This window comes from Actinoplanes sp. NPDC051405, from assembly GCF_055586185.1.
On sequence record NZ_JBVJIR010000005.1, the window covers coordinates 77,445 to 102,401 of the forward strand.

Genomic DNA, 24,957 nt, shown 5'->3' on the forward strand with positions numbered 1-24,957 from the left:
CTCAGCCGATGCGGGTGAAGGTGTAGAGCCCGATGGGGCTACGCCGGAAGCGGTACGGCTCCCAGCCGTCGAAACGCATGCCGCAGGCGTCCAGCAACGGCAGGTACTTGTCCCGCCCGCGGACCACCTGGTAGTTGCCGTACACGTGGTCGCCGTCCTGGCCCCAGTCGCCGATGACGAGCTTGCCGCCGAGCCGGACCAGCGAGGCCAGGTTGCGGGTGGAACGGGCCCATTCCGCGTCGTCCAGGATATGGAAGAGCACGTCGACGGTGAAGACGACGTCGTACAGCCACGGCGTGCGCCAGCCGGAGAGGGTGGTCTGGTGGTATCGCGGGCCGCCGCCCAGCTCCCGGCAGTGCGCGATGGCCGCCTCGCTGCCGTCGATGCCGTCGACCTGGTGGCCGAACTTGGCCAGCTCCCGGCTGAAGTAGCCCTTGCCGCAGCCGGCGTCGAGCAGGTAGAGCGGGGCCACGGGGTTGTTCTGCAGACCGACGCGGTCCATGAGCATGGTGAGTCGCCGCAGGTAGAACATATAGTTGGTCGCCTCGTCGAACGAGATGTCGCCGCCGGAGCGCAGATCGGTCTCCTGCTGGTGGCGCTCGTTCCAGTACTTCGAGGCTTCCGCGTCGGTGAGAAGCGTCATGACATGATCCACCTTCGCAGCGGGAGCAGGTGACGCGAACCTGCGCAGAGTAGTACCTCGGTGCGGGCCGCGGTCATCAACTTCGGAGAAAAGAGGCTGGATGTCGCGCCGGACCGTGGTCTACCTCGCGCTCGGCACCCGGCGGATCAACGCAGCGCTACGGCTGAGCGCCCAGGCGGCTGCCGGTGGTGCCGCGGTGACGCTGGTCGTGCTGGACGGACCGGCTTGGTCGGCTGTCGAGTCACCGCCCGGAGTGGAGCTGCGGCGGTTGCCGGACCGGCGCGCTGTCGCGGCGTTGCTCGCGGGCAGCGCCCTGCCGGCGGGTGCGGCCGTGGTGGCCGGTGACGTGCCGGCGCTGATCGCGGCCTGGAGCGTGGGACGCCGGCGGCGGGACGTCACGGTCACCGTCGAGCCGGACGCCGAACGCGGCCGCCGGTCGCAGCCGGCCGACCTCGCCGTCGTGACCCCGTGGTATCCGGGCCCGAACGACGACTTCGCGGGCGCCTTCGTCCGGGCCACCACCGACGCGGTGCGTTCCGGTGTGGGCACGGTCTCGACGCTGCACAGTGAGGGCTGGTTCTATCCGCGCGCGGAGGCGTCGCCGGACGCGGTCGACGCGGTCACCGACCGGCTGGCCGCGCGGGCCGGGTTGGCCGTCGTCCGGGACACGCCGCAGGGCGAGCTGTGCCGGGTGGCGGTGCCGAGCCTGACCACCGGCGGCTACCCGCAGTGGATCGACGCCCACGTGCGCGCCGTACGGGCCGCGCTGCCGACCGGCCGGATCGAGGCGCCGGTGGTGCACGCCCACACCGGTCTCTATGGAGGCGCCGTGGCGGCCGCGCTGGCCCGGCCGGAGGCCCGCGTCGTGGTCACCGAGCACGCCACCTTCCTCCCTCGGGTGCTGGGCAAGGCCGGCGTGCGCAGCCGGTACGCCGGCATGCTCAACCGGGCCGACGTGGTGCTGTGCGTGGGTGGCAGCCTCCGTGACTACCTGTGCGCCGAATTCCCCCAGCACGCCGCCAAGTTCCAGGTCGTGCCCAACCCGATCGACTTCGCCGGCTTCGCGGTCCGCCCCGAGCCCGTGGCCGAGCTGAAGAGGTGGCTCTACGTCGGGCGGCTGATCGAGCACAAGGGCGTACGGGTCCTGCTGGAGGCCTTTGCGATCGCCGCGGCCGCGGATCCGTCCCGGACGCTGACCATGGTGGGCTCCGGCCCGCTGGCCGAGGAGCTCGGCCGGCGCGCGGCCGAGCTGGGGCTGGCCGGCCGGGTCCGGCTGCTGGCCCCGGTGCAGCCGGATCAGGTCGCCGCGCTCATGCACGACCACGATCTGCTCGTGCACCTGAGCAGCAAGGAGACGTTCGGTATGACCGTCGTCGAGGCGGTCGCCACCGGACTGCCGGTGCTGGTGGCCGCCAGCGACGGACCGCGGGAGACCATGGCGGGCCTGTCCGGCGTGGCCGGCCGGCTGGTCGAGGTGGACTGCCCGCCGGAGCGGGTCGCCGAGGCGTTCGACGAGCTGGTCAAGGAGCTGCCGCAGCTCGATCTCGCGGCCGCGCGAGAGGCCCTGCGGGAGCGGTACGGCACCACGGCCGTCGCCGCCCAGCTGCAACGGTGGTACCGCGAGCCGATCGCCGGAGTGGCCGAGCCGGCCTTCACGCCCGGCGACCGGATCGTCGTGCTCGTCACCGACGCCACCGCCGCCGCGCGGACGCGGGCGGCGCTGCCGCGTGCGGTCGCCGCCGGGGCGCAGGTCGACGTGCTGACCACGGTGGACGGCATCTCGGGCGGAGCCGGGGTCACCGTGCACCGCTTACGGGCCGGCGCCGGTCTCGAGCGCATCCGGCATGCCGAGGATGTCGTTGTCCGGAAGGCACCGGGAAAAGTTGTCGACGGTCTGCTGAACGTTGCCCGCCGACGGCCGGAACCGGGCTGGGAGGTGCTCCTGCGCCGGGCCCGCCGGCTGCATCGTCGTGGTGCGCGCAAAGCGGAGGCCGTCCTCATCGGTCCCCGGTGGGCGCGCAAGCGTTCCGACGCGCTCTGGTCGGAGCTGCGCGGCGAGCTGCTGCCGGGTCTGGACCTGGCCCGGACGCGCTACGTGGTGGCGGCCGGGCCGGTCGCCCGGGAGCTGGCCGGCCGCCTCGTCGCGGGTCACCCCGGCGTGGTCGTCACGGGGTCCCTCGATCAGGTGCCCGGCAGCGGTACGGGGCCGGGAAAGTAACCGATCGGCATAATGCAGGAAACGCCTGCTTAGCGAAGAGGTTCTAGCGGTACGGGCGAGCGGGGGTGTCATAGACTCCCGTCGTCTTTCAGACTTGAGGTGCCGGGGAGGCGCGTAGTGGGTGGGCCCGACGTCAGTGTTGTGGTGGCCGTGTACAACACGATGCCGTACCTGACGGAGTGTCTGCGCTCGCTGGTCGACCAGAGCATCGGGATCGACCGGCTGGAGATCCTCACCGTCGACGACGGGTCCACCGACGGCAGCGGCGCCGAGCTGGACCGCTGGGCGGCGGAGTATCCGGGCACCTTCAAGGTGCTGCACCAGGAGAATTCCGGCGGTCCGGCGGGCCCGAGCAACCGCGGCCTTGACCTGGCGACCGGCCGGTACGTCTTCTTCCTCGGCGCCGACGACTACCTCGGCACCGAGGCGCTGCAACGGCTGGTCACCGCGGCCGACGAGTTGGAGGCCGACATCGTGCTGGGCCGCCTGGTCGGCGCCGGCGGCCGCGTGGTCAACCAGGCCGTCTTCGCACCGGGCAACCGCGACGACATCACGCTGGTCAACTCGGCGCTGCCCTGGGCGCTGTCCAACACCAAGCTGTTCCGCCGCTCCCTGCTGGAGGAGCACCACATCCGCTATCCGGAGGAGCTGCGGTCCGGCAGTGACCAGCCGTTCACCATCCGCGCGGTGATGGCGGCCCGGCGGATCGCCGTCCGCGCCGACTACGAGTTCTACTACGCGGTGCGGCGCACGGACTCCAGCAACATCACGTACCGCACCTCGCTGTCCGGCTTCGTGCAGGACGCCGCGCTGATCATGGACACGGTCGCCGACGTCATCACCGACCCGGAGGCGCGCGACGCGGTGCTGCGCCGGCACTTCACCTGGGAGCTCGGCAAGCTGCTGGGCAAGCGTTTCCTCGAGGCGGACCAGGAGGAACGGATCCGCGTGCAGGAGGGTGTCCGCAAGCTGGCGGACACGTACCTGACCGAGGAGATCCGGGCCGCCCTGGACGTGCGGCACCGGATCCCGCTCAGCATCGCCCAGTACGGCACGGTCCAGGACCTGCTGACCGTCGCGAAACACTTCGCCGAGCACGGCCTGTCGCCGGTGGTCGCCGAGGGTGAGCGCTACTACCTCAACTTCCCCGGCTTCCGGGACCCGGCGCTCGGCTTCCCCGACGAGTGGTTCGACGCGACCTCGCACGTCCGCCAGCTGGTCCACCAGACCGGCCCGGCCGACGTGCGCTGGGGCCGGACCCCGGACGGCCGGCGCGCCCTGCTGGTCGGCTGGCACACGTCCCTGCCCAACCTGAACAGCGGCGACGGCCCGGCCCCGCAGGTGACCGCCGGTGACCGCCCGGCCACCCTCACCGAGTCCGCCAACGACGACGACGGCGGCACCCGGGTCCTGGGCTATCTGACGATCGACGACATCATCGCCGGGCAGACCAAGCGGCGGCAGCGCCGGCGCGTGCGCTTCAGCTGGACCACCCGCGGCGAGTCGTACAGTCTTCCGGTGACCGCGTTCGACCTCTCGCGGGCGACGCGTATCCTCCATCGGCGTGGCCTACGTTTTCACCTCGTCGGCGCCGAGCTCGACGAGAAGGCCAGGCTGCACGTCGTGAGCACCACCGTCACCCCCCGCCGGATCGCCGGCCGTCTCGCGCGCCGGCTTCGCCCCAAGCGCTGACCCGCGCCAAGGAGGATGTACCCCAGCATGAAGATCTGTGTCGTCGCCCTGGGCAAGATCGGGCTGCCGCTCGCCGTCCAGTTCGCGTCCAAGGGGCACACCGTGATCGGGGCGGACGTCTCCGAGCCGACGGTGCGCACCGTCAACGACGGCCTGGTGCCCTTCCCGGGTGAGGCCGACCTCGATGTCAAGCTCAAGCAGGCGGTCAACGCCGGTCTGCTGACGGCCACCACCGACACCGCGGCCGCCGTGGCCGAGGCCGAGGCCGTGGTCGTCGTGGTGCCGCTGTTCGTCGACGGCGAGGGCGTGCCGGACTTCGGCTGGATGGAGTCCGCCACCCGCGACATCGCCCGTGGCCTGCGCCCGGGCACCCTGGTCAGCTACGAGACCACCCTGCCGGTCGGCACCACCCGCACCCGCTGGGCGCCGCTGCTGGAGGAGGGCTCCGGCCTGGTCGCCGGGCGCGACTTCCACCTGGTCTTCAGCCCCGAGCGGGTGCTCACCGGCCGGGTCTTCGCCGACCTGCGCAAGTACCCGAAGCTGGTCGGCGGCGTGGACGCCGCGTCGGCGCAGCGCGGTGTCGAGTTCTACGAGGCCGTGCTCGACTTCGACGACCGGCCCGACCTGGACCGCCCGAACGGCGTCTGGGACCTCGGTTCGGCCGAGGCGGCCGAGCTGGCGAAGCTGGCCGAGACCACCTACCGCGACGTCAACATCGGGCTGGCCAACCAGTTCGCCCGGTACGCCGACACCATCGACGTCGACGTCAACCTGGTCATCGACGCCTGCAACACCCAGCCGTACAGCCACATCCACCGGCCGGGGATCGCGGTCGGCGGGCACTGCATCCCGGTCTACCCGCGGCTCTACCTGTGGAACGACCCGTCGGCCACGGTGGTCCGCTCGGCCCGCGAGGCCAACGCGGCGATGCCGGCGTACGCGGTCGACCTGCTCGCCGCCGCGGTCGGTGACCTCGACGGGCTGGGCGTGCTGGTGCTCGGGGCCGCCTACCGGGGCGGGGTCAAGGAGACGGCGTTCTCCGGCGTCTTCCCGGCCGTGGAGGAGCTGCGCCGCCGCGGCGCGAAGCCGTACGTGTCCGACCCGATGTACTCCACCGCCGAGCTGACCGCCCTGGGCCTGCCGCCGTGGAACGGCGAGGAGCTGGGCGCGGCGGTCGTGCAGGCCGACCACGCCGAGTACCGCAGCCTCACCGCCGCGGACCTGCCCGGCGTCAAGGTGATCGTCGACGGCCGGCGCACCACCGACCCGGAGCGCCTCGAGGGCATCCGCCGGATCGTCATCGGCGGCTGACGTGTGGTCCCGGGGCGGCTCCGGCCGCCCCGGGCAACGTCCGGCCGTTCAGCCCCGCTCGATCTCGCGGCTGACGATCTCGCCGCTCTCGTCGACCCAGCCCTTGGGCCGGGCCGGGTTGCCCGCCACCAGCTGGTAGGGCTGGACGTCCTTGGTCACGACCGAGCCGGCCGCGATCATCGCGTACTCGCCGACCTCGATGCCGCAGATCAGCGTCGCGTTGGCGCCGATCGAGGCGCCCCGGCGGACCAGCGTCGGGGTGATCTTCCAGTCCGGGTTCTGCGCCCGCGGCCGCAGGTCGTTGGTGAAGACCGCGCAGGGGCCGACGAAGACCTCGTCCTCGATCGTGACGCCCTGGTAGACCGAGACGTTGTTCTGAATCTTGACGCGGCTGCCCACGACGGCGTTGGCGTCGAGGTAGACGTTGCGCCCGATCACGCAGTCGTCGCCGACCACGGCGGACGAGCGGACGTGTGCGAGGTGCCAGACCTTGGTGCCGGCGCCGAGCGTGGCACCCTCCTCCACGTCCGCGGAGGGGTGCACGAACGGCGGCCGGGCGCCGGCGGCGTCGGTGTCATTGTGGGTGTGATCCATCAGAGCAGTGTGAGCCCTGAGGAGCGCGCAGCCGAAATCGGGGAAACAATTCCGGAATCTCGCCGGTGCTAATCTGGGCGTTCTCCTCTCCAGACCTCGTACGGACGGCCCGCGCACCGCTATGACCATGATCAGCGTCGTCGTTCCCGCGTGGAGCGTTCAGGGATATCTCGCCGAGGCGCTGTCCTCGGTCCTCGATCAGCAGACGGTGGCCGCCGAGGTGATCGGCGTCGATGACGCGTCGCCGGATCACAGCGGCGAGGTCCTCGACGAGCGGGCCGCCCGCGACTCCCGGTTGACTGTGGTGCACCTCACGACCAACGGCGGCCCCGGCCCGGCTCGCAACGCCGGCCTGGAGCGGGCCACCGGCGAGTACGTCTGGTTCGTCGACGGTGACGACCGGATCGTGCCCGGCGCGCTCGCCGCGGTGGAGGCCCGGCTGCGCGAGGAGAAGCCGGACGTGCTGGTCGTCGGGGCCGCGCGGGAACGGTGGAACAGGTCGGTGTCCGGCTGGCGTACGCCGGAGTCCGCGACCACCGGGGCCGAGGCGCTGACCCGGGCGGCACCTCCGCTCGGCGCGCTGATCGTGCGCCGGCAGTTCCTGCTCGACTCCGGCATCCGCTTCCGGCCGGGCTGGTACGAGGACGTGGCTTTCGCGTACGCGGTGCTGGCCGAGGCGGGCACCGTCACGACCTTCGAGCCGGCCTGTTACATCCGCCGGCTGGACCGCGACGGCTCGATCCGTACCACCCGCTCGCCCCGGCACGCCGACGCGGTCGCGCAGTACGACGACGCGCTGAGCCGTCCCGTGGTCGCCGCCGCCTCTGGAAAGCTGCGCCGGCGCGCGCTGGACCGGGCCGTCACCGAGCTGCTCACGATCGTCGAGGACGACACCCGGATGCCCCGCGCGGCCCGCCGGGCGATGTTCACCGCGGTGTCCGAGCTGCTGCGCAAGCACGAGGCCGGGGCCGCAGCCCGTCCCGGGGGTGCCGTGGGCCTGCGGCTCAAGCTGCTCGCCGCTGACTCCTTCACCGCCTACCGGGCGTTGCGCGGCGCGGCCGGCGTGGCGCGCTCGGTCCGCCGGTTGCCCCGCACGGCCAAGGCTCGCCTGCGCAAGCCCGCCCTGCGCTGGTACTACAAGTGGCAGCTGCGCCGCCCGATCGACGAGAGCCTGGCCGTGTACGCCGCGTACTGGTATCGCGGTTATGCCTGCAACCCGGCCGCCATCTACGAGAAGGCCAAGGAGCTGGCCCCCGGCGTCCGTGGCGTCTGGGTGGTCAAGCGGGGCCACCGGCCGCTGCCCGAGGGCGTCGACCACGTCATCGCCGGCAGCCGGGCGTACTACCGCACCATCGCCCGCGCCAAGTATCTGATCAACAACGCCACCTTCCCGCCGGAGGTGGTGAAGCGGCCGGGTGCGGTCCACGTGCAGACGCACCACGGCACGCCGCTCAAGACCATGGGCCTCGACCAGCCGAAGTTCCCGGCCTCCACGGTCAGCTTCAACGCCGAGCGGATGCGCCGCAACATCGCCAAGTGGGACTTCAGCATCACCGCCAACCGGCACACCACCCTGCTCTGGGACCGGCAGTTCCCGATCCGGGGCGAGACGCTGGAGACCGGCTATCCGCGCAACGACCGGCTGGCCCTGGCCACCGGGTCCGACGTCGCGGCGGCCCGCGCCGAGCTCGGCCTCGCGCCCGGCGAGCGGGTGGTGTTGTACACCCCGACGCACCGCGAGTGGCACGCGACCTTCACCCCGGTGCTCGACGTCGACGCGCTGGCCGAGGCGCTGGGCCCGGACACCCGGGTGCTGCTGCGCGGCCACTACTTCTACGGCCTGGCCGGTTTCCCGGCCCTGCACCCGCGGGTCACCGACGTGTCCGCGTTCCCCACGGTGGAGACGCTCTACCTGGCCGCCGACGCGCTGATCACCGACTTCTCCTCGGTGATGTTCGACTATGCCGTGCTGGACCGGCCGCTGATCGTCTTCGCGCCGGACTGGGAGATCTACCGGGCGGTGCGCGGCGTCACCTTCGACCTGGAGGCCGAGCACCCGGGCACGTTCACCCGGACGTTCGACGAGCTGGTGGCCGCGTTCCGCACCGGCCAGGTGAACAGTCCCGAGGCCACCGCGGCCCGGGCCCGCTTCCGGGCGCGGTTCTGCGCCCTGGAGGACGGCCACGCCGCCGAGCGCGTGGTCCGGCGGGTGTTCGCCGATGTCTGAGCCGATGTCCGGGCACAGCCCCGGCCTGGTCAGCGTGATCGTGCCGATCTACAACGTGGAGCCCTTCCTGCGCGACTGCCTCGACTCGCTGCGCGCGCAGACCTACACCGACCTCCAGGTGCTGATGGTCGACGACGGCAGCACCGACGGGTCCGCGGCCGTCGCGGCGGAGTTCGCGGCGGCGGATCCCCGGTTCGAGCTGATCCGGCAGGCCAACGCCGGGCTCAGCGCCGCCCGCAACGTGGCCGTGCCGGCCGCGCGGGGCGAATACCTGGCCTTCGTCGACAGTGACGACGTGCTGGCCGCGCACGCGTACGAGCTGCTGGTGCAGGCGCTGGCCGGCGGCGCGGACTTCGCCAGCGGCGCCGTCCGGCGGTATTCCTCACGGGGTGCGTACCGCGGGGCGCCGCACAACGAGGCGATCGCCACCACCGACCTCAACACCCACGTCACCCGCCGGCCGGAGCTGCTGCGCGACCGCACGATCTGGAACAAGCTGTACCGCCGCTCCTTCTACGACGCGCACGGCTTCGAGTTCCCGGTCGGCCGGCTCTTCGAGGACGTGCCGGTCACCGTGCCGGCGCACGCCCTGGCCACCAGCGTCGCGGTCGTCAACGAGCCGATCTACTTCTGGCGGGTCCGCGAGGGCGCGGTCCGCTCGATCACCCAGTCCAACAACGACCTGCGCAACCTCGTCGACCGCTTCTTCTCGGTCGAGCTCACCCGCAAGCTGCTCACGGACGCCGGCCAGGACGAGCTCCGCCGGGTGTACGAGGAGCAGGCGATCTGGGACAAGCTCAGCAGCTACCTGCGGTTCCTGCCGGCGGCCTCGCCGGAGTTCCGTGAGACGTTCATGCAGCTGGCCACGGGCTATCTCGCCGAGCTCGACCCGGGTGCCGTCGACCGGCAGCCGGCCAAGGTCCGCCGGCACTGGCAGCTGATCCGTGACCGCCGCCTCGACGATCTGGTCGAGCTGATCGACCGCGGCTTCCGCAAGCCCAAGGCGGCATCGCAGCGCCCGCTGGAGTCCGCGGTCCGCAGCCTGGTGTGGCGCGACGGCCGGCTCGAGCTGACCGGCTACGCCTACGTGCCCGGCGGCCCACCGCGCCGGTTCGGCTCGATGCGGCTGCTGTGGCTCTCCAGCGACGGCGGCCGGCGCCGTCTCCCGCTGCGGGCGCGTGCCCATCGTGATCCCGAGGCCCGCCCGGCCGAGCAGGCCGCCGGTTTCACCGTCTCGATCGATCCGGCCGTGATGCGCAACGGCAAGGTCTGGCGCAGCGGCAGCTGGACGGTCGCGGTCGCCGCCGCCCGCGGCATCACGGTCCGGCGCGCGGGGCTGCGGGTGCCCGAGGGCTGGAGTGATCCGCTGCCCCGCAAGCAGCTGGAGCCCGGTGTCTGGGTCGCCCCGATCGAGACCAAGGGCCGGCTGCGGCTGCGGATCAGCAAGTCGGACGGCTGGCTCACCGCGAGCCACCGCGACGGCGACGACCTGGTGCTGCGGGGCATGCTGCGCAGCCGCCCGGCGGGCCCGGTCCGGATCGAGCTGAGCCGGGTCCGCGGCATCGTCACGCACCGGGTGCCGGCCGAGGTGAGCCCGGTCCCGGACGGCTTCGCTTTCACCGCACGCCTCCCGCTGGCCGGCATCGGCCTCGACGTCACCGACGACAACCACGCCGCCGGCCTGTACGCCCAGCGCTTCCAGATCGACATCGTGGTCCGGGACAAGCCGGTCCAGCTCGTCGCCGACGACGGCTACGAGCCGCTGCGGACAGTGCGGGGCACCGACGAGGTCTACACCGCCGTCTCGGCCGCCGGGCACGTCTCCCTGCGCACCCGCCCGGCCGGCCCGGTGGTGACGTCCGCCGACTGGCGTGCCGACGGCGCCCTGGTGCTCAGCGGCGACAGCCCGGACGTCGAAGGGGAGCTGCTGCTGCGGCTGCGCGGCCGCCGCAAGGACCTCAGCCTGCCGCTGCGGGCGGTGGACGGGCGCTGGCAGGTGGTCGTCGACCCGGCCGCGATGCCCGGCCTCGCCGGACCGTTGCCGCTGGTGGCGGGCATGTGGGACCTGTCGTTCCGGTCCGCCGGGGTGCACCACCTGACCATCGCCGGCCTCGGCTTCACCGGCGCGGTCACCGCGGGCCTGCCGACCTCGGCGACCGCCGCCGACGGCGTACGCACCGTGCTGCGCTCGGCCGGCGAGGAGCGCACCGTCCTGGTCGTCGAGACCCCCGAGCCCGACCCGGCCGAGCAGGACCGTCTGCGCGCCGCGTACGCCTCGCTCGGTGCCCGGCCCGCCCTGCGGGACGCGGTGCTCTTCGACGCCGCACCGGGCCGGCGCTTCGCCGACGACCCGGCCGCTCTGCTGGCCGAGCTGACCCGCAGGCCGCAGGCGCCGGTCGCCCGCTGGACGGTCGAGCGCGGCCAGCCGGTGCCGCCCGGCGCCGAGCCGGTCACCCACGGCAGCGAGGCCTGGTACGCCGCCCTGACCACCAGCCGCTGGATCGTCACCAACGACGACCTGCCGCGCTGGTTCCGGCCGGCCGACGGTCAGGTGGTGCTCCGGCTCGCCGGCGGCTGGCCGATCGCCCGCTCCGGTGCCACGGCGGTCGCCCACCCGCTCGGCCAGGAGCTGATCGACCAGCTCGACTCCGACGCGGCGAGCTGGACAGCCCTCGCGTCGCCGGGCTCCTCGGCCACCCCCGTGGTGCGCCGGGAGCTGCGTTTCGGCGGCCCGGTCCTGGAGTGGGGGCGCCCGGCCGACGACCTGCTCACCACCATGGACGCCGAGACCGCCCGGGCCGCGGTGCTCGCGCGCCTGGCCCTGCCCGCCGACACCCGCCTGATCCTGTACGCACCCACCCGGCGCCCGATGGACTGGCGCAAGCGGGGCTGGAGCGACCCCGGCAAGTTGCTGGATCTGCCCGCCGTCGTGGCCGCCCTGCCGCCCGGTCACACGCTGCTCGTCCGCCGGCATCCGGCGCTGGGTGACGACGTGCTGGGCCTGGTGCCCGGCGTGCTCGACGTGTCGGGATATCCGCAGGTGGGCGAGCTGCTGCTGGCCGCCGACGCGCTGATCACCGACTACTCGACCCTGCTGGCCGACTTCGCGGTCACCGGCCGCCCGATGCTGCTCTACGTGCCCGACCTGGCGGAGTTCGAGGCCTCTCCGGGGCTGAATGTGGACCTCCGCACCGTGGCTCCCGGACCGCTGCTGAACACCTCCGCCGAGGTGGCCGCGGCGCTGGGCGCGCTCGACACCGTCGCCGCCGAACACGCGGGGGCAGCCAAGGCGTTCGCGGAGATCTACGCGACCGCGCGGGACGGCCGGGCGGCCGAGCGGCTGGTCGACTGGTTGCTCGCGGGCCGAGGAAAGGGGAGTGGCGGTGGAGACGACGTGACTGAGGCCACTATCGTTTTGCCATGACCTCCATCGCGCTCGCTGAGGAACTCCTCCTCCTCGCGTACGACGACCAGACCGGCAAGGCGACCGGTTCCCGCATCGGGCTCGACCTCGGTATGTCCGCGGCCGTGCTGGTGGACCTCGCGCTGGCCGGCCGGATCGCCTACGTGAACGGCAACCTCGTCGTCAACGACCCGACCCCGATCGGCGACCCGATTGCCGACCTGGTGCTCGCCAAAGCCGCCGCGGACGACCCGCACACCCCCGCGCAGTGGGTGCAGCGGCTGCGTCACAACCTCCGTAACCGGGTCCTGCAGGACCTGATCGAGCGGGGCGTGGTGCGTGACGTGGACGAGACCCAGATGGGTCACATCCACGTGCACCGCTATCCGACTGCGGACCCCGCGTTCGAGGCGGAGATCCGCAAGCGGCTGGCCGAGGCACTGATCACCGACGCGCCGCCGGACGAGCGGACCGCGGCCCTGGCCACCCTGCTCGTGGCGACCCGGATGGAGCCCGCGCTCCGGCTGCCGCCGGAGGAGGCTGCCCGGGCCCACCAGCGGCTGGAGCAGATCGCCAGCGGCGCGGGCTTCTCCGGCACCGTGAACCTCGAGGACTCGATCGTGCGCCCGAGCGTCGCCCTGGTGGTGGCCACCCTGAGCCGGGCGATCATCACGGCGCTGGGCGCCCCGAAGGTCTGACGAGCGGTACCGGGGCCGCCAGCGGCCCCGGTCAACTCAGGCCAGGCCGAGCGCGGTGGAGATCTCCGGGCGCAGCCCGCTGTCCATCGCCGCCACGGCGCGCGCCCGCGCCGCGGTCAGGTCACCGTCGGTCACCGGCTCGACCACTTCCAGGTACGCCTTGAGCTTCGGCTCGGTGCCGGACGGCCGGATGACCACCCGGGCCCGCGCCGTCCGCAGGGTCAGCACGTCGGCGTCCGGCAGCCGGTCCTCGACCTCGGTCACCGCGTCGCCGAGCAGGCTCTTCGGCGGGTCCTGCCGGATCCGGGCCATGGTGCTGGTGATCAGGCCGAGGTCCTCGACCCGCATCGAGACCTGCCCGGTGCGGTGCACGCCGAACTCCGCGTCCAGCTCGTCGAGGCGGTCGGCCAGGGAACGCCCCTCGGCCTTGAGCGTGGCGGCCAGATCGGCCACGGTCACCGCCGCGGTGATGCCGTCCTTGTCGCGGACCAGCCCCGGCGCGACGCAGTAGCCCAGCGCCTCCTCGTAGCCGTAGGCGAGCTCCTCGGCGCCGCGGACGATCCACTTGAAGCCGGTCAGAGTCTCCGCGTACGGCACGCCCCGGGCTGTGCACAGGGCTCGCAGCAGCGTCGAGGAGACGATCGTGGTGGCGTACGTGCCGGCCACGCCGCGCCGGATCAGGTGGTCGGCGAGCAGCACGCCCAGCTCGTCCCCGCTCAGCGGCCGCCAGCTGCCCGGCTCGGTGCCCGGGATCGCGATGGCACACCGGTCGGCGTCCGGGTCGTTGGCGATGGCCAGGTCGGCGCCGGTCCGGCCGGCCAGGGCCAGCAGCAGGTCCATCGCGCCCGGCTCCTCCGGGTTGGGGAACGCGACGGTCGGGAACGCCGGGTCCGGCTGGGCCTGCTCGGCGACCACGGCCGGGGCGGCGAAACCGGCCGCGGCGAACGTCGCGGCGAGCACCTTGCCGCCGACCCCGTGCAGCGGCGTGTACGCCACCTTCAGGTCACGGGGACCGGCGGCGACGACAGCGGCCGCGCTGTCCACGTACCCCTGGACGATTGTCTCGTCGAGGACCGTGCCGGGCTCGCCCAGCGGGACCTCGGCCACGTGCCCGACCGCCTGGATGGCGGCCTCGATGCCCGCGTCGGCGGGCGGGACGATCTGCGCGCCGGCCCCGGCCGGACCGCCCAGCCGAGCACCCAGGTAGACCTTGTAGCCGTTGTCCTGGGGCGGGTTGTGACTGGCGGTGACCATGACCCCGGCCACAGCGTCCAGCTGCCGCACCGCGTACGCCAGCACCGGCGTCGGCAGCGGGCGGGGGAGCAGCAGGGCCGCGCGCCCGGCCGCCGTGGCCACCCGGGCGGTCTGCTCGGCGAAGTCGCGGGAGCCGTACCGGGCGTCGTACCCGATGACCAGCGGTCCCTGCCCGCCCTGCGCGCCCAGCCAGCCGATCAGGCCGGCCGCGGCGCGGGTGACCACCGCGAGGTTCATCCCGTTCGGCCCGGCCCGCAGCCGGCCGCGCAGCCCGGCCGTGCCGAAGGTCAGCGGACCGGCGAACCGGTCGGCGAGCTCGTCGGCGCTCTCCGGGAGCCGCGCGAGCAGCTCCCGGATCTCGTCACGCGCGGCCGGGTCGGGATCGTCGGCCAGCCAGGTCTCGGCCAGCCTGCGGAGATCGTCAGTTGCCATGCTCAGTGGATAGCACGGCCCGGCGGGTCAGCTCGACTTGAGGGTGAAGGTCTTGGCCATCTCGTCGAAGTACTGCTTGCTTTCGGCGAACTTCGCCTCGGTGGTGGTGAGGTAGAAGGAGTACATGCGGCCGTCGGTCGTGGTCTGCCGCCAGATCCCGTGCCGCATGGTGTCGCCCTCGCCGCAGGTGTACTCGAACTGGGCGGCGGGCAGCCCGGAGATCTCGACGTCGGTCGTGCCCAGGTGCTTGAACGGCTTCGGGCAGGCCTTGGACTTCTTCAGCGTGCCCGGCGCGGTCGTGTCGGCGAACTTGCGGGGCGCGATCGACCCCTTCTCGACCAGCACCCGGACCTTCGTCGACTTGTCCTCGGGGTTGATGTAGTCGACCCAGTTGCCGGTCGCGGCGCGCTCCCAGGCCTTGGGCACCTTGACCGTGACGGCCTTGTCACCCCGGTAGTCCTGGGTCGCGAACGAGGCCGGCACCACCTGGTTGGCCGTCGGCGGCTGATCGGGCGGGGTGCCGGGGTCGTCGCCGCCGGTCAGAGAGAACACCAGCACCAGCAGCACGACCACGGCCAGGGCGCCACCACCGGCGGCGAGCTGGGTGTTGCGCGGCCAGCCCTTGACCGTCGTGACGGCCTTGTCGGTGGTGCGGCGCACGGTGGCGACCGTGTTGTCGATCATCGCGCGGCGCTTGGCCGCCGGGCTGGTCACCACCGTGCCGGGCAGCGGGTCGCGGGCCGCGCGGGCACCGTCCCATTGCCGGCGCGGCGGCAGCACGCTGGTCTCGTCGCTCTCCGAAGCCCCGGACGGCGGGATCACGCTGGTCCGGTCGTTGTCCATCGGCGGCGGAGGCGGGTAGGCCCCGGTCGGGGCGCTGGCCGCGGCGGCCTCGGCGGCGCGGCGCCGGCCGCCACCGCTGCCCTGCTTGAGCTTGGCCAGGCGACCGGTCAGCGACTCGCCGGGCGCGAGCATGGCCCGGCCGCCGATCTGGCCCGAGGGCTTCGGCTGGGCGGGCGGGATCGGCTGGGTCTCGGCCGCCGGCGGACGCTGCGACGGGACCACCGAGTACGGGTCCGTCATCATGTGCGGCGGGGCCTTGCTGGCCAGCGGCCCGGCGAGCTGCTGGCGCAGCATCGTCCGGGCGGTCGGCACGTCGAAGCGGCGGGCCGGGTCCTTCTCCAGCAGGCCCATCAGCACCGGCGTCAGCGAGCCGGCGCGTACGGCCGGGGTCGGCGGGTCCTCCACGACGGCGTGCATCGTCTCGATCGGGTCGCCCTTGTCGAACGGCGGCCGGCCCTCGATCGCGGTGTAGAGCGTGACACCCAGGGAGAAAAGGTCGCTGGGCGGGCCGAAGTCGCTGCCCATGGCCCGCTCGGGCGAGATGAAGTGCGGCGAGCCGAGCACCATGCCGGGCGTGGTGAGCTGCACGTCGGTGGGCATCCGGGCGACGCCGAAGTCGGTGAGCACGCAGCGGCCGTCGGTGCAGATCAGCACGTTGGCCGGCTTCACGTCGCGGTGCAGCACGCCGTGCGCGTGCGCCACCTCGAGCGCGCCGAGCAGGGCGATGCCGATCTTGGCCACCACCCGCGGGTTGACCGGTCCGTCCTCGATCACCATGTCGGCGAGGCTGCGCGCCTCCAGCAGCTCCATGACGATCCACGGCCGGCCGTTCTCGTGCACCACGTCGTAGACCTGCACGACCGCCGGGTGCTGCAGGGCGGCCGCGGCGCGGGCCTCGCGCATCGTGCGTTCGTACATCGAGTCGCGGTCACTGGGCGCCAGGCCGGGCGGGAGGATGACCTCCTTGATGGCTACGTCACGGCGCAGCAGCGTGTCCGCTGCCCGCCAGACCGTGCCCATGCCACCGTGCCCGACCGCGGCACGAAGCGTGTACCGCCCGCCGATGAGCGTGCCCGGGGCTGCGCGTCCGCTGGTCGGAGCAGAGTTGCCACCGCTCCAGGTCGGAATCTGAGTCACGTGAGATGCCACCGAAGGGGGTGTAGGGGCTGTCGGCCAACTCCGCTATCTTGCCGGTTCCCACCCCATTTCGGAAAGTCGCTGGAAGGGTGTTCTGTGGAACTCGACCGTGGGTAGCCAGCCTGTCGCGTACGGTGGAACTTTTCGGACGCTGAGTGCAAAATCCCTCACCCCGTCGCACCGGGCTGAAGCCCCTCCCGCGCTTAACGCTGCTTTAGGATCGCCCTTGTGAACGCAGAATCCGGGTTCGAGATCAAACCGGTCTACCACCGCGGCGATGTGGCCCCGGACGTCGACGAGCGGCTCGGTGAGCCCGGTGCCTACCCGTACACCCGGGGCGTCTACCCGACCATGTACACCCAGCGCCCGTGGACCATGCGCCAGTACGCCGGCTTCGGCACCGCCGTGGAGTCCAACGCCCGCTACCACCAACTGCTGGCCGCCGGCACGATGGGCCTGTCGGTCGCCTTCGACCTGCCCACCCAGATGGGCTACGACTCCGACGACCCGATCGCGCACGGCGAGGTCGGCAAGGTCGGCGTGGCCATCGACTCGATCGACGACATGCGGCAGCTGTTCGCCGGGATCCCGCTCGACAAGGTCTCCACGTCGATGACGATCAACGCGCCCGGCTCGCTGCTGCTGCTGCTCTACCAACTGGTGGCCGAGGAGCAGGGGGTGCCGGGGGCGGCGCTGACCGGCACGATCCAGAACGACATCCTGAAGGAGTACATCGCCCGGGGGACGTACATCTTCCCGCCCAAACCGTCGCTGCGGCTGGTCGCCGACACGTTCGCCTACTGCCGGGCCGAGATCCCCAAGTGGAACACCATCTCCATCTCGGGTTACCACATGGCCGAGGCCGGCGCGACGCCCGCGCAGGAGATCGCATTCACGCTGGCCAACGGCATCGAGTACGTGCGCGCGGCGATCGCGGCCGGGCTGGCCGTCGATGACTTCGCGCCCCGGCTGTCGTTCTTCTTCGTCGCCCGCACCACGCTGCTGGAGGAGATCGCCAAGTTCCGCGCCGCCCGGCGGATGTGGGCCCGGATCATGCGCGACGAGTTCGGGGCGAAGAATCCCAGATCGCTGATGCTGCGGTTCCACACCCAGACCGCCGGCGTGCAGCTCACCGCCCAGCAGCCCGAGGTCAACCTGGTCCGGGTGGCGATCCAGGCGCTCGGCGCGGTGGCCGGTGGGACCCAGTCGCTGCACACCAACGCGTACGACGAGGCCATCGCGCTGCCCACCCAGAAGTCGGCCCGGCTGGCCCTGCGCACCCAGCAGGTCCTCGCGTACGAGAGCGGCCTGGTGGACACCGTCGACCCGTTCGCCGGCTCGTATGTCATCGAGGCCATGACCGACGAGGTGGAGGCGGCGGCGACCGCGCTGATCGAGCGGGTGTTCAGCTTCGGGTCCTCGGTGGACGCCATCGAGCAGGGCTTCCAGAAGCAGGAGATCGAGAGCTCGGCGTACCGGATCTCCCAGCAGATCGACAACGGCGAGCGGGTGGTCGTCGGGGTCAACCGCTTCGCGAGCGACGAGGAGGAGAAGTACGAGCCGCTGCGCGTCGACCCGGCCATCGAGGCCGACCAGGCCGCCCGGCTCAAGAAGCTGCGCGCCGAACGGGACTCCGTGGCGGTCGAGGCGGCGCTGGCCGACCTGCGCAAGGCGGCCGAGGGCACCGAGAACGTGCTGCCGCCGATGCGGGAGGCCTTGCGGCTGCGTGCCACCGTGGGCGAGGTCTGCACCACGCTGCGCGGGGTGTGGGGCGTGTACCGACCCGTGGAACACTTTTAACAGCGTCACCTCCGGTAATTGTCATCCGTTGGAGGAGAAGGCGCCCGCACAGCGCTCTTATCAGGGCATTGGTAACACAGCGCGAGACGATCAATACGGGAATGACGTTGCACAGCGTCACCGGAACAGGTCTAAGCTTTCGCGCGTTGCGGAAACCGGTTCAAATGACGAGAGCGATAGAGAATCCGACGTGACGAGTGCATTGACCGTGCCCGACAGCTCACCCCAGGCCCCTTTCCCGGGGCCCCCGCCCGGCGCCGACCCGCTGCCCGGCCAGCTGGACCGCTGGCTGGCCGCCCGGGGCGCCGAGCTCGTGGCCATCCGGCGGCACATCCACGCGCACCCGGAGCCGTCGAACGCCGAGTTCGAGACCGCCGCCCTGATCGCGCGCGAGCTCGCCGTCGCCGGCCTCACCCCGCAGCTGCTGCCCAAGGGCAACGGCCTGATCTGCGACATCGGCGAGGGCGACCGGGTGATCGCCTTCCGCGCGGACCTGGACGCCCTGCCGCTGCAGGACACCAAGGACGTGCCGTACCGCTCGACGGTCGCCAAGGTCGCCCACGCCTGCGGTCACGACGTGCACACCACCGTCCTGCTCGGACTCGGACTGGCCCTGGCCCAGCTCAACGAGCAGGGCGAGCTGCCCGGCCGGGTGCGGCTGATCTTCCAGCCCGCGGAGGAGTACGTGCCCTCCGGCGCCCCCGAGGTGATCGCCTCCGGCGCGCTCAAGGACGTCGTGGGGATCTTCGCGCTGCACTGCTACCCCCAGCTGCCGGCCGGCCTGGTCGGGGTCCGCTCCGGCCCGTTCACGGCGGCCGCCGACACCGTCGAGGTGCGCCTCACCGGCCCCGGCGGGCACACTGCCCGGCCGCACCTGACCGCTGACCTGGTGCACGCGCTGGGCCGGGTCATCGTCGACGTGCCCGCCCTGCTGGACCGGCGCGTCGACCCCCGCGCGGGCGTCTCCATGGTGTGGGGCGCGGTGCAGGCGGGCGAGGCGTTCAACGCGATCCCCGGCGAGGGCTACGTCCGCGGCACGGTCCGCATCCTCAACCGCGATGCCTGGCGCGAAGCCCCCGAGCTGATCACCAAGCTGATCCGCGACGTGGTCGCCCCGACCGGCGCCGAGGTCGAGGTCAAATACAACCGGGGCGTGCCGCCGGTGATCAACGACCGGATGGCGGCCGCGGTGATCGCGGGCGCGGCCGGCGCGGCGCTGGGCGCCGACCGCGTGGTCGAGGCCGAGATCAGCATGGGCGGCGAAGACTTCGCCTTCTACCTGGACAACATCCCGGGCGCGATGATCCGGCTCGGCACGGGCACGCCGGGCTCCGAGGTGAAATACGACCTGCACACCTCGAACTTCGACGTCGACGAGAAGTGCATCGGCTACGGGGTGCGAGTGATGGTCCACACCGCGTTGGCGGCATTGTCGACGGGGGCTTTTTAAGAGCTTGGATCAAGAGCTTTTTTGCCACGGTGGGTGAGCGGTGCTGACCGTCGCTCCCGCGGCGGACCGGGCGAGGGTGGCCAATCGCCTAGCGGCTCATGGACGGCCACCCTCACCCTGCCAGGTGCGTGCTTCCCGGACTTACTCCCCGGACTTCTCCTCACCCTTGGGTGGGGCGTCCTTGCTGGTGGAGGACGGCGGCTGGGGCTGGGCGGACTGGGGCTGGGCGGACTGGGTCCGGGCGGGCCGGGCCGGCTGCGTTTGGGCCGGCTGCGTTTGGGCCGGCTGCGTTTGGGCCGGCTGCGTTTGGGCCGGCTGGGTGCGGGGCGGGTAGGTCGGGGCCGGGGCGGCCATTGCGTAGGCCGGCATGGCCTGTGGGGTGAGCGGGGTGCGGGCCGGGCGGCGGGCGCGGTTGCGGCGGTAGAGCCAGATGACTCCCCAGGCCGGCAGGGCCAGGACGATCAGCCAGGGCAGCAGCCAGCCCAGCACGGTCAGGACGACCCCCAGCGACGCCAGCAGACCCTTCCAGCCGTTCTGCAGGCCGGCCAGGAAGCCGGGTGCGCCCTCATCCTCCTCGACTGCCACGGCGTCGGGGTCGAGCAGCACCACCGTGATCGTCGACAGCGCGGTCAGGTCGGCCAGGCGGCGCTTCTTGGCCTGCAGGGAGGCCAGGTCCGCCTCGCGGGTCGCCACCTCCCGTTCCAGCATCACCAGGTCGTTGAGCGACTTGGCCTGGGCCAGCAGTTTGCGGCCGCTGTCCACCCGGGCCTGCTGGGTGGCGATCCGGGCGTCCAGGTCGATCGTCTGCTCGGTGACGTCCTCGGTGTTGATGCCGCGCTGCTCCTCGTCGCCCAGCCCGGCCAGCTGATCCACCACGGGGTTGAACTTCTCGGCCGGTACGCGCAGCTCGAGGGTGGCGTCCTGCGAGCCGGAGCCGCTGTTGCGTTTGTCGCCGCTGATGAAGCCGCCGGCCCCGGTCGCGATGCCGGCGGCGCGGGCTGCGGCGATGTTCACGTCCTCGACGCGGACCGTGATGGCGCCGGTGTAGACGATCGAGCGCTGGTCCACGCGCAGGTCGGGCGCCTCGGCTGCCTGATCCTTACCGCGCTCGGCGGTGTCCGCCTCACCCTGGGCGGGAGCCTCGGCCGGTGCCGGCTCGCCGAGCTGAGGGGCGCTGCCCGCCGACGAGGCGTTGTTGTCCGCGCTGTCGCCGCTGCAACCGGCGAGAGCCAGGGTCACGGCCAGTCCGGCAGCGCTGAGCGCCGCGGTGATCCTTCGTCGAGCACGCATGGATACTCCGTTCCCCGTTGAGGTCTGCCCCCTGGGACGTGCGGCGCGCGGGAGCCGGTTCCGGCAGACTGCGACATGAGCGGTCACGATTCGGCACCGGAGGGCTCACGTGCGCGTCACGAAGTTCACGCATTCCTGTCTACGTCTCGAGGGAGGCGACGCCGTCCTGGTCGTCGACCCGGGGGCGTTCAGCGAACGGTCGGCGCTGACCGGCGCCGACGCCGTCCTGATCACCCACGAGCACTTCGACCATCTCGACGTCGACGGGCTCGCCGACGCCGTGGCCCAGCGGCCCGACCTGCGTGTTTACGCCCACCCGGACGTACTGCCCAAGCTGACCGCCTTCGCCGACGTGGTCACCCCGGTCGAGGCGGGCACCGAGTTCAGCGCGGCGGGCTTCACCGTCCGGGCGTACGGCGGACAGCACGCCGTGATCCACCCCGAGATTCCCCGGATCGCGAATCTGGGCTTCCTGATCGCCGACGACTCCGGCTCGGTCTACACCCCGGGCGACTCGTTCACCGCGCCCGACGAGCACGTCGACACGCTGTTCGTGCCGCTCAACGCGCCCTGGCTCAAGCTCAGCGAGGCGATCGAGTTCGTCCGCGCGGTCAAGCCGGGCCGGGCGTTCGCGCTGCACGACTCCCTGCTCACCGAGACCGGCGCGCAGGTCTCGGATGGCCACCTCGAACGCCTCGGCGGCACCCGGTACGCCCGCGTCGCGCCCGGCACGACGCTGGACTGACGTGCCGACCAGCACCGAGGACGTGATCCGGGCGCTCTACGAGGCGCCGCCGGAGGGATTCGTCGCGGGCCGGGCCGCCGCGATCGACGAGGCGAAACGGGCCGGCGACAAGGAGACCGCCAAGCGGCTGGCCGCGCTGCGCAAGCCGACCGTGGCGGCCTGGCTGGTCAACCTGCTCGCCCTGCGCCGCCCGGAACTGATCGACGAGTTGGTGGAGCTGTCCACCGCGCTGCGCTCGGCCCAGCGCAGCCTGCAGGGTGAGCAGTTGCGCGAGCTCTCCACGCAACGCCGGCAGGTGGTGTCCGCCCTGGTCAACGCCGCGCAGAAGCTCGCCCTGGAGGACGACCCGGGGCTGCGTACGGTGAAGTTGCCGATGGCCGAGGTCGAGGCGACGCTGACCGCCGCCCTGGCCGAGCCGGACATCGCCGAGCAGGTACGCAGTGGACGGTTGGTCAAGGCGGCCACGTACGCCGGCTTCGGTGAGGTGCCGCGCCCGCGGTTGCGCCTGGTCACCGCCGACGAGCCGGACGAGCCGGAAGAGGACGGCGACGAGGACGAGGAGGCGCCGCCGAACCCGTTCGCCGTCGCCGCCGAGCCCGAGCGGACCGCCCGGCCCACGGCGCTGGAGGAGCGCAAACGCCGCGCGGCCGAGAAAGCCCGGCAGGAACGGGCGGAACGGCGCCGCGAACTCAAACGCCGGCTGACCACCGCCCGGGCCGCGGAGGCCAAGACCCGGACCCGCCTGGAACGCGCCGAGGCGGCCGAGCAGGAGGCCGCCCACGCCGTCGACGAGATCGAGGAACAGCTCGCTGAGCTGGAACGACAGCGGATCGTGGCGCAGGCCGAGGTGTCCCGGCGCAAGCTGGCGCGGCGCTCGGCGGAGCGCGACGCGTCGGCCGCGCGGCGTGAGGTCGGGGACGTCGAGGCGGCCCTGGAGGATCTCGACGCGGATGAACCGGATCAGTAGGCCATTTTCACGAACCGGTCAGGGGGAGCAGAATCGCTCAGGTGACCCCCGAACAGGCAGCCGCCAACGCCAAGCCGGGACTCGCCAACCTCGTCGGGGCGTTCGCCGAGTCCCCGCAGACACTGCGCCGTGCGCGGTTGATGGGGTTGTCCGGGTGGGCGTACCACGTGTCGGCCCGGGCCGGCGCGCTCGGCGACGTACGCCCGGAGACGGTCGCCGCGGCGATCGGCTTCATCGCCCCCGAGGCGGTGACCGACGGCTGGGAGGCCGCGGCCAAGACGACGCCGCCGGTGGAGGTGGCCACCTGGCACCTGCACGAGCTGTGCCGGTGGGGTGTGGACGAGCTCGGTGGCTTCCCCCGGCTGACCAGGCTGCTGGAGCTGGCCAAGCGGGTCGTGGAGGCGGTGGACGCCGCGGGCCTGACGCTGTTCGCGGCGTGGCGCGCGATGCCCGTGCCGGACGCCTCGGCGGGCGCCCAGGCCGCGGTGATGCTGCACCTGCTGCAGGAGCACCGGCTGGGCGTGCACGTGGTGGCGGTCCGGGCCAGCGGGCTCACCCCGCTGGAGGCGATCATCGCGGGCCCGGACGGTGAGACGGACGCGGTGGCGTTCGGCTGGCAGCCGCCGTACCCGTCGCCGGGGCCGATCGTGCGGCGGCTCATGTGGGCCGAGTCGGTGGCCGACTCGCTGGCCGGGCAGGCGTACGCGCGCCTCGACCGGGCCGAGCGGATCGAGCTGATCGGCCTGCTGACCTCGCTGTCGCACCGGCTGAGCCGGTGAAAAACGCTTGGTGCCGCCGCGCCGCTGTGCTCAGATTCTCCGGTGACGGAACTGCCCGAGGGCTGGCGCACCCGCCGGCCGACCCTGGACGACGTGCCGGAGCTCCTCCGGTTAACCCACGCGAGCGACATCGCCGCGGTCGGTGAGCCCGACTACACCGCCGAGGAGGTGCGGGCGGCGCTGACCATGCCGCACACCGACCCGGCCCGGGACTGCTGGGTGGCGCTGGACGCCGCCGGTGAGATCGTGGGCTGGGCGTATCCGGACAACCCCTCGGGTGGCGCGCGCGAGTTCATCGAGGTCTACGTGTGGCCCGAGCGCGGGGTGCCTGCCCTGCGCCCGCTCCTCGCCCTGCTGCTCGACCGGGTCACCGAGCGGGGCCGGGAGTTCGGGCACGACCCGTACGCGGTCCGGGCGGGCGCGGTCCCGACCGAGCAGCCGTGGATCTCGGCGCTCACCGACGCGGGTTTTGTCTTCGTCAAGCAGCACGCGCGGATGACCATGTCGCTGGCCGGCCCGGTCACCGTCCCGCCGCCCGCGCCCGGTGTCACCGTCCGGCCGCTGCGCCACGACGACGAGGCCGAGCTGCGCCGGTTCCACGCCACCATCGAGGAGGCGTTCCGCGACAGCGACCACGACGCCACCGGCTTCGACACCTGGCGGCAGCAGGTGGCCGGCGAGGCGAGCGTCGCCTGGGACGAGTGGTTCGTCGGTGAGGTCGACGGTCAGTGGGCCGGGGTGCTCCAGTCCTCCGACTCCGGCGTCGAGGACAACGGCGGATGGGTGCGGTCGCTGGCGGTGCTGCGGCCGTACCGTCGGCGGGGTGTGGGTGCGGCTCTGTTGCACCGGGCTTTCGCGGCCTATGCGGCCAAGGGACGCACGACGGCCGGCCTGGGGGTCGACCTGGCCAACCCGACCGAAGCCGCGCGGCTCTACCGCGCGGTCGGGATGCGGCCGCTCTACGAGGCCAACATCTACCAGCGGACGGTCTAGGGCCTACAGCTCCGGCGAGGCGGTGCGGGTGGGCCGCCGGCGCAGCTCGGCCACGTAGTCGTCCGGCGCGCCGGCCTTCTCGGCCGCGTTGGCGATCTCGGAGAGATACCAGGCCGTCGGCATGCCGCCCTCGTAGCCGTCGAAGACGTAGACCCAGGCGCTGAACTCGCCCTCGAGCGTGGAGACACGCACGGTGAGCTTCTGGTACGCACCCGCGGTCACCCCCTCGACCTCGTCGAGCTGGGCGGCGTCCCACGGGTGCACGTCGTAGAGCGAGACGAAGACCCGGTCGCCCGGGGACTCCACGATCGTGGTGACCGCGCCCTCCCAGCCCATGTCGCCCTCGCCGGCGAAGGTCAGGCGCCAGCCTTCCACCCACCCGACGCCGACCATGGGCGAGTGCGGGCAGTAGGCCCGCATCCGGGCAGGATCGAGGTTGGAACCGTACGCGGCGTAGTGACCCACGGCGATGACGATAGCC

The 24,957-nt window shown here is 72.5% G+C and carries 18 protein-coding genes; 12 read left to right on the plus strand and 6 right to left on the minus strand.

Annotation, left to right across the window (positions count from 1 at the left end):
* Position 1 precedes the first annotated feature (1 nt).
* Complete coding sequence (locus tag ACZ6S4_RS13040) at positions 2-643, minus strand: class I SAM-dependent methyltransferase (protein ID WP_360545414.1); 642 nt, start codon at positions 641-643, stop codon at positions 2-4.
* Between the two features lie 100 nt (positions 644-743).
* Here ACZ6S4_RS13040 and ACZ6S4_RS13045 point away from each other — a divergent pair, with 100 nt between their 5' ends.
* From ACZ6S4_RS13045 to ACZ6S4_RS13055, 3 genes are all read left to right on the plus strand, one after another.
* Positions 744-2,861 (plus strand): glycosyltransferase family 4 protein, encoded by a 2,118-nt coding sequence (locus ACZ6S4_RS13045; RefSeq protein WP_465475133.1) that lies wholly within the window; start codon positions 744-746, stop codon positions 2,859-2,861.
* 117 nt (positions 2,862-2,978) lie between these two features.
* Positions 2,979-4,553 (plus strand): glycosyltransferase family 2 protein, encoded by a 1,575-nt coding sequence (locus ACZ6S4_RS13050; RefSeq protein WP_465475134.1) that lies wholly within the window; start codon positions 2,979-2,981, stop codon positions 4,551-4,553.
* 27 nt (positions 4,554-4,580) lie between these two features.
* A complete protein-coding gene (locus ACZ6S4_RS13055; RefSeq protein ID WP_465475135.1) occupies positions 4,581-5,864 on the plus strand; it encodes a nucleotide sugar dehydrogenase in 1,284 nt (427 codons plus the stop codon).
* A 48-nt stretch (positions 5,865-5,912) separates the two neighbouring features.
* On the opposite strand, the gene ACZ6S4_RS13060 is transcribed toward ACZ6S4_RS13055, so the two are convergent.
* Positions 5,913-6,458: an acyltransferase gene (locus ACZ6S4_RS13060; RefSeq protein WP_360817296.1), complete on the minus strand. Its 546-nt coding sequence runs from the start codon at positions 6,456-6,458 to the stop codon at positions 5,913-5,915.
* Positions 6,459-6,579: 121 nt separating this feature from the next.
* Between ACZ6S4_RS13060 and ACZ6S4_RS13065 the strand changes: the two genes are divergently transcribed.
* The 3 genes from ACZ6S4_RS13065 to ACZ6S4_RS13075 are packed head-to-tail and all read left to right on the plus strand — an operon-like array spanning position 6,580 to position 12,786.
* A complete protein-coding gene (locus tag ACZ6S4_RS13065; RefSeq protein WP_465475136.1) occupies positions 6,580-8,685 on the plus strand; it encodes a bifunctional glycosyltransferase/CDP-glycerol:glycerophosphate glycerophosphotransferase in 2,106 nt (701 codons plus the stop codon).
* Positions 8,678-12,109 carry a bifunctional glycosyltransferase/CDP-glycerol:glycerophosphate glycerophosphotransferase gene (locus ACZ6S4_RS13070; RefSeq protein WP_465475137.1) on the plus strand — a complete coding sequence of 1,144 codons (3,432 nt, stop codon included), beginning with the start codon at positions 8,678-8,680 and terminating at the stop codon, positions 12,107-12,109. Before ACZ6S4_RS13065 ends, ACZ6S4_RS13070 begins: the two co-directional genes overlap by 8 nt.
* Positions 12,106-12,786, plus strand: coding sequence for a GOLPH3/VPS74 family protein (locus ACZ6S4_RS13075; RefSeq protein ID WP_465475138.1), 681 nt, complete (start codon positions 12,106-12,108; stop codon positions 12,784-12,786). Before ACZ6S4_RS13070 ends, ACZ6S4_RS13075 begins: the two co-directional genes overlap by 4 nt.
* A gap of 36 nt (positions 12,787-12,822) precedes the next feature.
* Here ACZ6S4_RS13075 and ACZ6S4_RS13080 read toward each other — a convergent pair whose 3' ends face one another.
* Both ACZ6S4_RS13080 and ACZ6S4_RS13085 read right to left on the minus strand, forming a co-directional pair.
* Positions 12,823-14,472, minus strand: coding sequence for a phospho-sugar mutase (locus tag ACZ6S4_RS13080; RefSeq protein WP_465475139.1), 1,650 nt, complete (start codon positions 14,470-14,472; stop codon positions 12,823-12,825).
* A 27-nt stretch (positions 14,473-14,499) separates the two neighbouring features.
* Positions 14,500-16,452: a serine/threonine-protein kinase gene (locus tag ACZ6S4_RS13085; protein ID WP_465475140.1), complete on the minus strand. Its 1,953-nt coding sequence runs from the start codon at positions 16,450-16,452 to the stop codon at positions 14,500-14,502.
* Positions 16,453-16,680: 228 nt separating this feature from the next.
* On the opposite strand from ACZ6S4_RS13085, the gene ACZ6S4_RS13090 reads away from it, so the two are divergent.
* Together ACZ6S4_RS13090 and ACZ6S4_RS13095 are read left to right on the plus strand one after the other, a co-directional pair.
* Positions 16,681-18,252 carry an acyl-CoA mutase large subunit family protein gene (locus ACZ6S4_RS13090; protein WP_465475141.1) on the plus strand — a complete coding sequence of 524 codons (1,572 nt, stop codon included), beginning with the start codon at positions 16,681-16,683 and terminating at the stop codon, positions 18,250-18,252.
* Between the two features lie 190 nt (positions 18,253-18,442).
* Entirely contained in the window at positions 18,443-19,702 is a 1,260-nt protein-coding gene (locus ACZ6S4_RS13095) for an amidohydrolase (protein WP_465475142.1), read from the plus strand.
* Between the two features lie 141 nt (positions 19,703-19,843).
* On the opposite strand, the gene ACZ6S4_RS13100 is transcribed toward ACZ6S4_RS13095, so the two are convergent.
* Positions 19,844-20,992 carry a DUF4349 domain-containing protein gene (locus tag ACZ6S4_RS13100; RefSeq protein WP_465475143.1) on the minus strand — a complete coding sequence of 383 codons (1,149 nt, stop codon included), beginning with the start codon at positions 20,990-20,992 and terminating at the stop codon, positions 19,844-19,846.
* Positions 20,993-21,101: 109 nt separating this feature from the next.
* On the opposite strand from ACZ6S4_RS13100, the gene ACZ6S4_RS13105 reads away from it, so the two are divergent.
* From ACZ6S4_RS13105 to ACZ6S4_RS13120, 4 genes are read left to right on the plus strand one after another with little or no spacing between them, the layout of a single operon-like run.
* Positions 21,102-21,737 carry an MBL fold metallo-hydrolase gene (locus tag ACZ6S4_RS13105; RefSeq protein ID WP_465475144.1) on the plus strand — a complete coding sequence of 212 codons (636 nt, stop codon included), beginning with the start codon at positions 21,102-21,104 and terminating at the stop codon, positions 21,735-21,737.
* Between the two features lies 1 nt (position 21,738).
* Complete coding sequence (locus ACZ6S4_RS13110; protein WP_465475145.1) at positions 21,739-22,704, plus strand: hypothetical protein; 966 nt, start codon at positions 21,739-21,741, stop codon at positions 22,702-22,704.
* 41 nt (positions 22,705-22,745) lie between these two features.
* A complete protein-coding gene (locus ACZ6S4_RS13115) occupies positions 22,746-23,483 on the plus strand; it encodes an SCO6745 family protein (RefSeq protein WP_360814917.1) in 738 nt (245 codons plus the stop codon).
* 42 nt (positions 23,484-23,525) lie between these two features.
* Positions 23,526-24,476 (plus strand): GNAT family N-acetyltransferase, encoded by a 951-nt coding sequence (locus ACZ6S4_RS13120; RefSeq protein ID WP_465475146.1) that lies wholly within the window; start codon positions 23,526-23,528, stop codon positions 24,474-24,476.
* A gap of 3 nt (positions 24,477-24,479) precedes the next feature.
* Here the strand turns inward: ACZ6S4_RS13120 and ACZ6S4_RS13125 are convergent, their stop codons facing one another.
* Positions 24,480-24,941 carry a gamma-glutamylcyclotransferase gene (locus ACZ6S4_RS13125; RefSeq protein ID WP_465475147.1) on the minus strand — a complete coding sequence of 154 codons (462 nt, stop codon included), beginning with the start codon at positions 24,939-24,941 and terminating at the stop codon, positions 24,480-24,482.
* Positions 24,942-24,957: the final 16 nt, after the last annotated feature.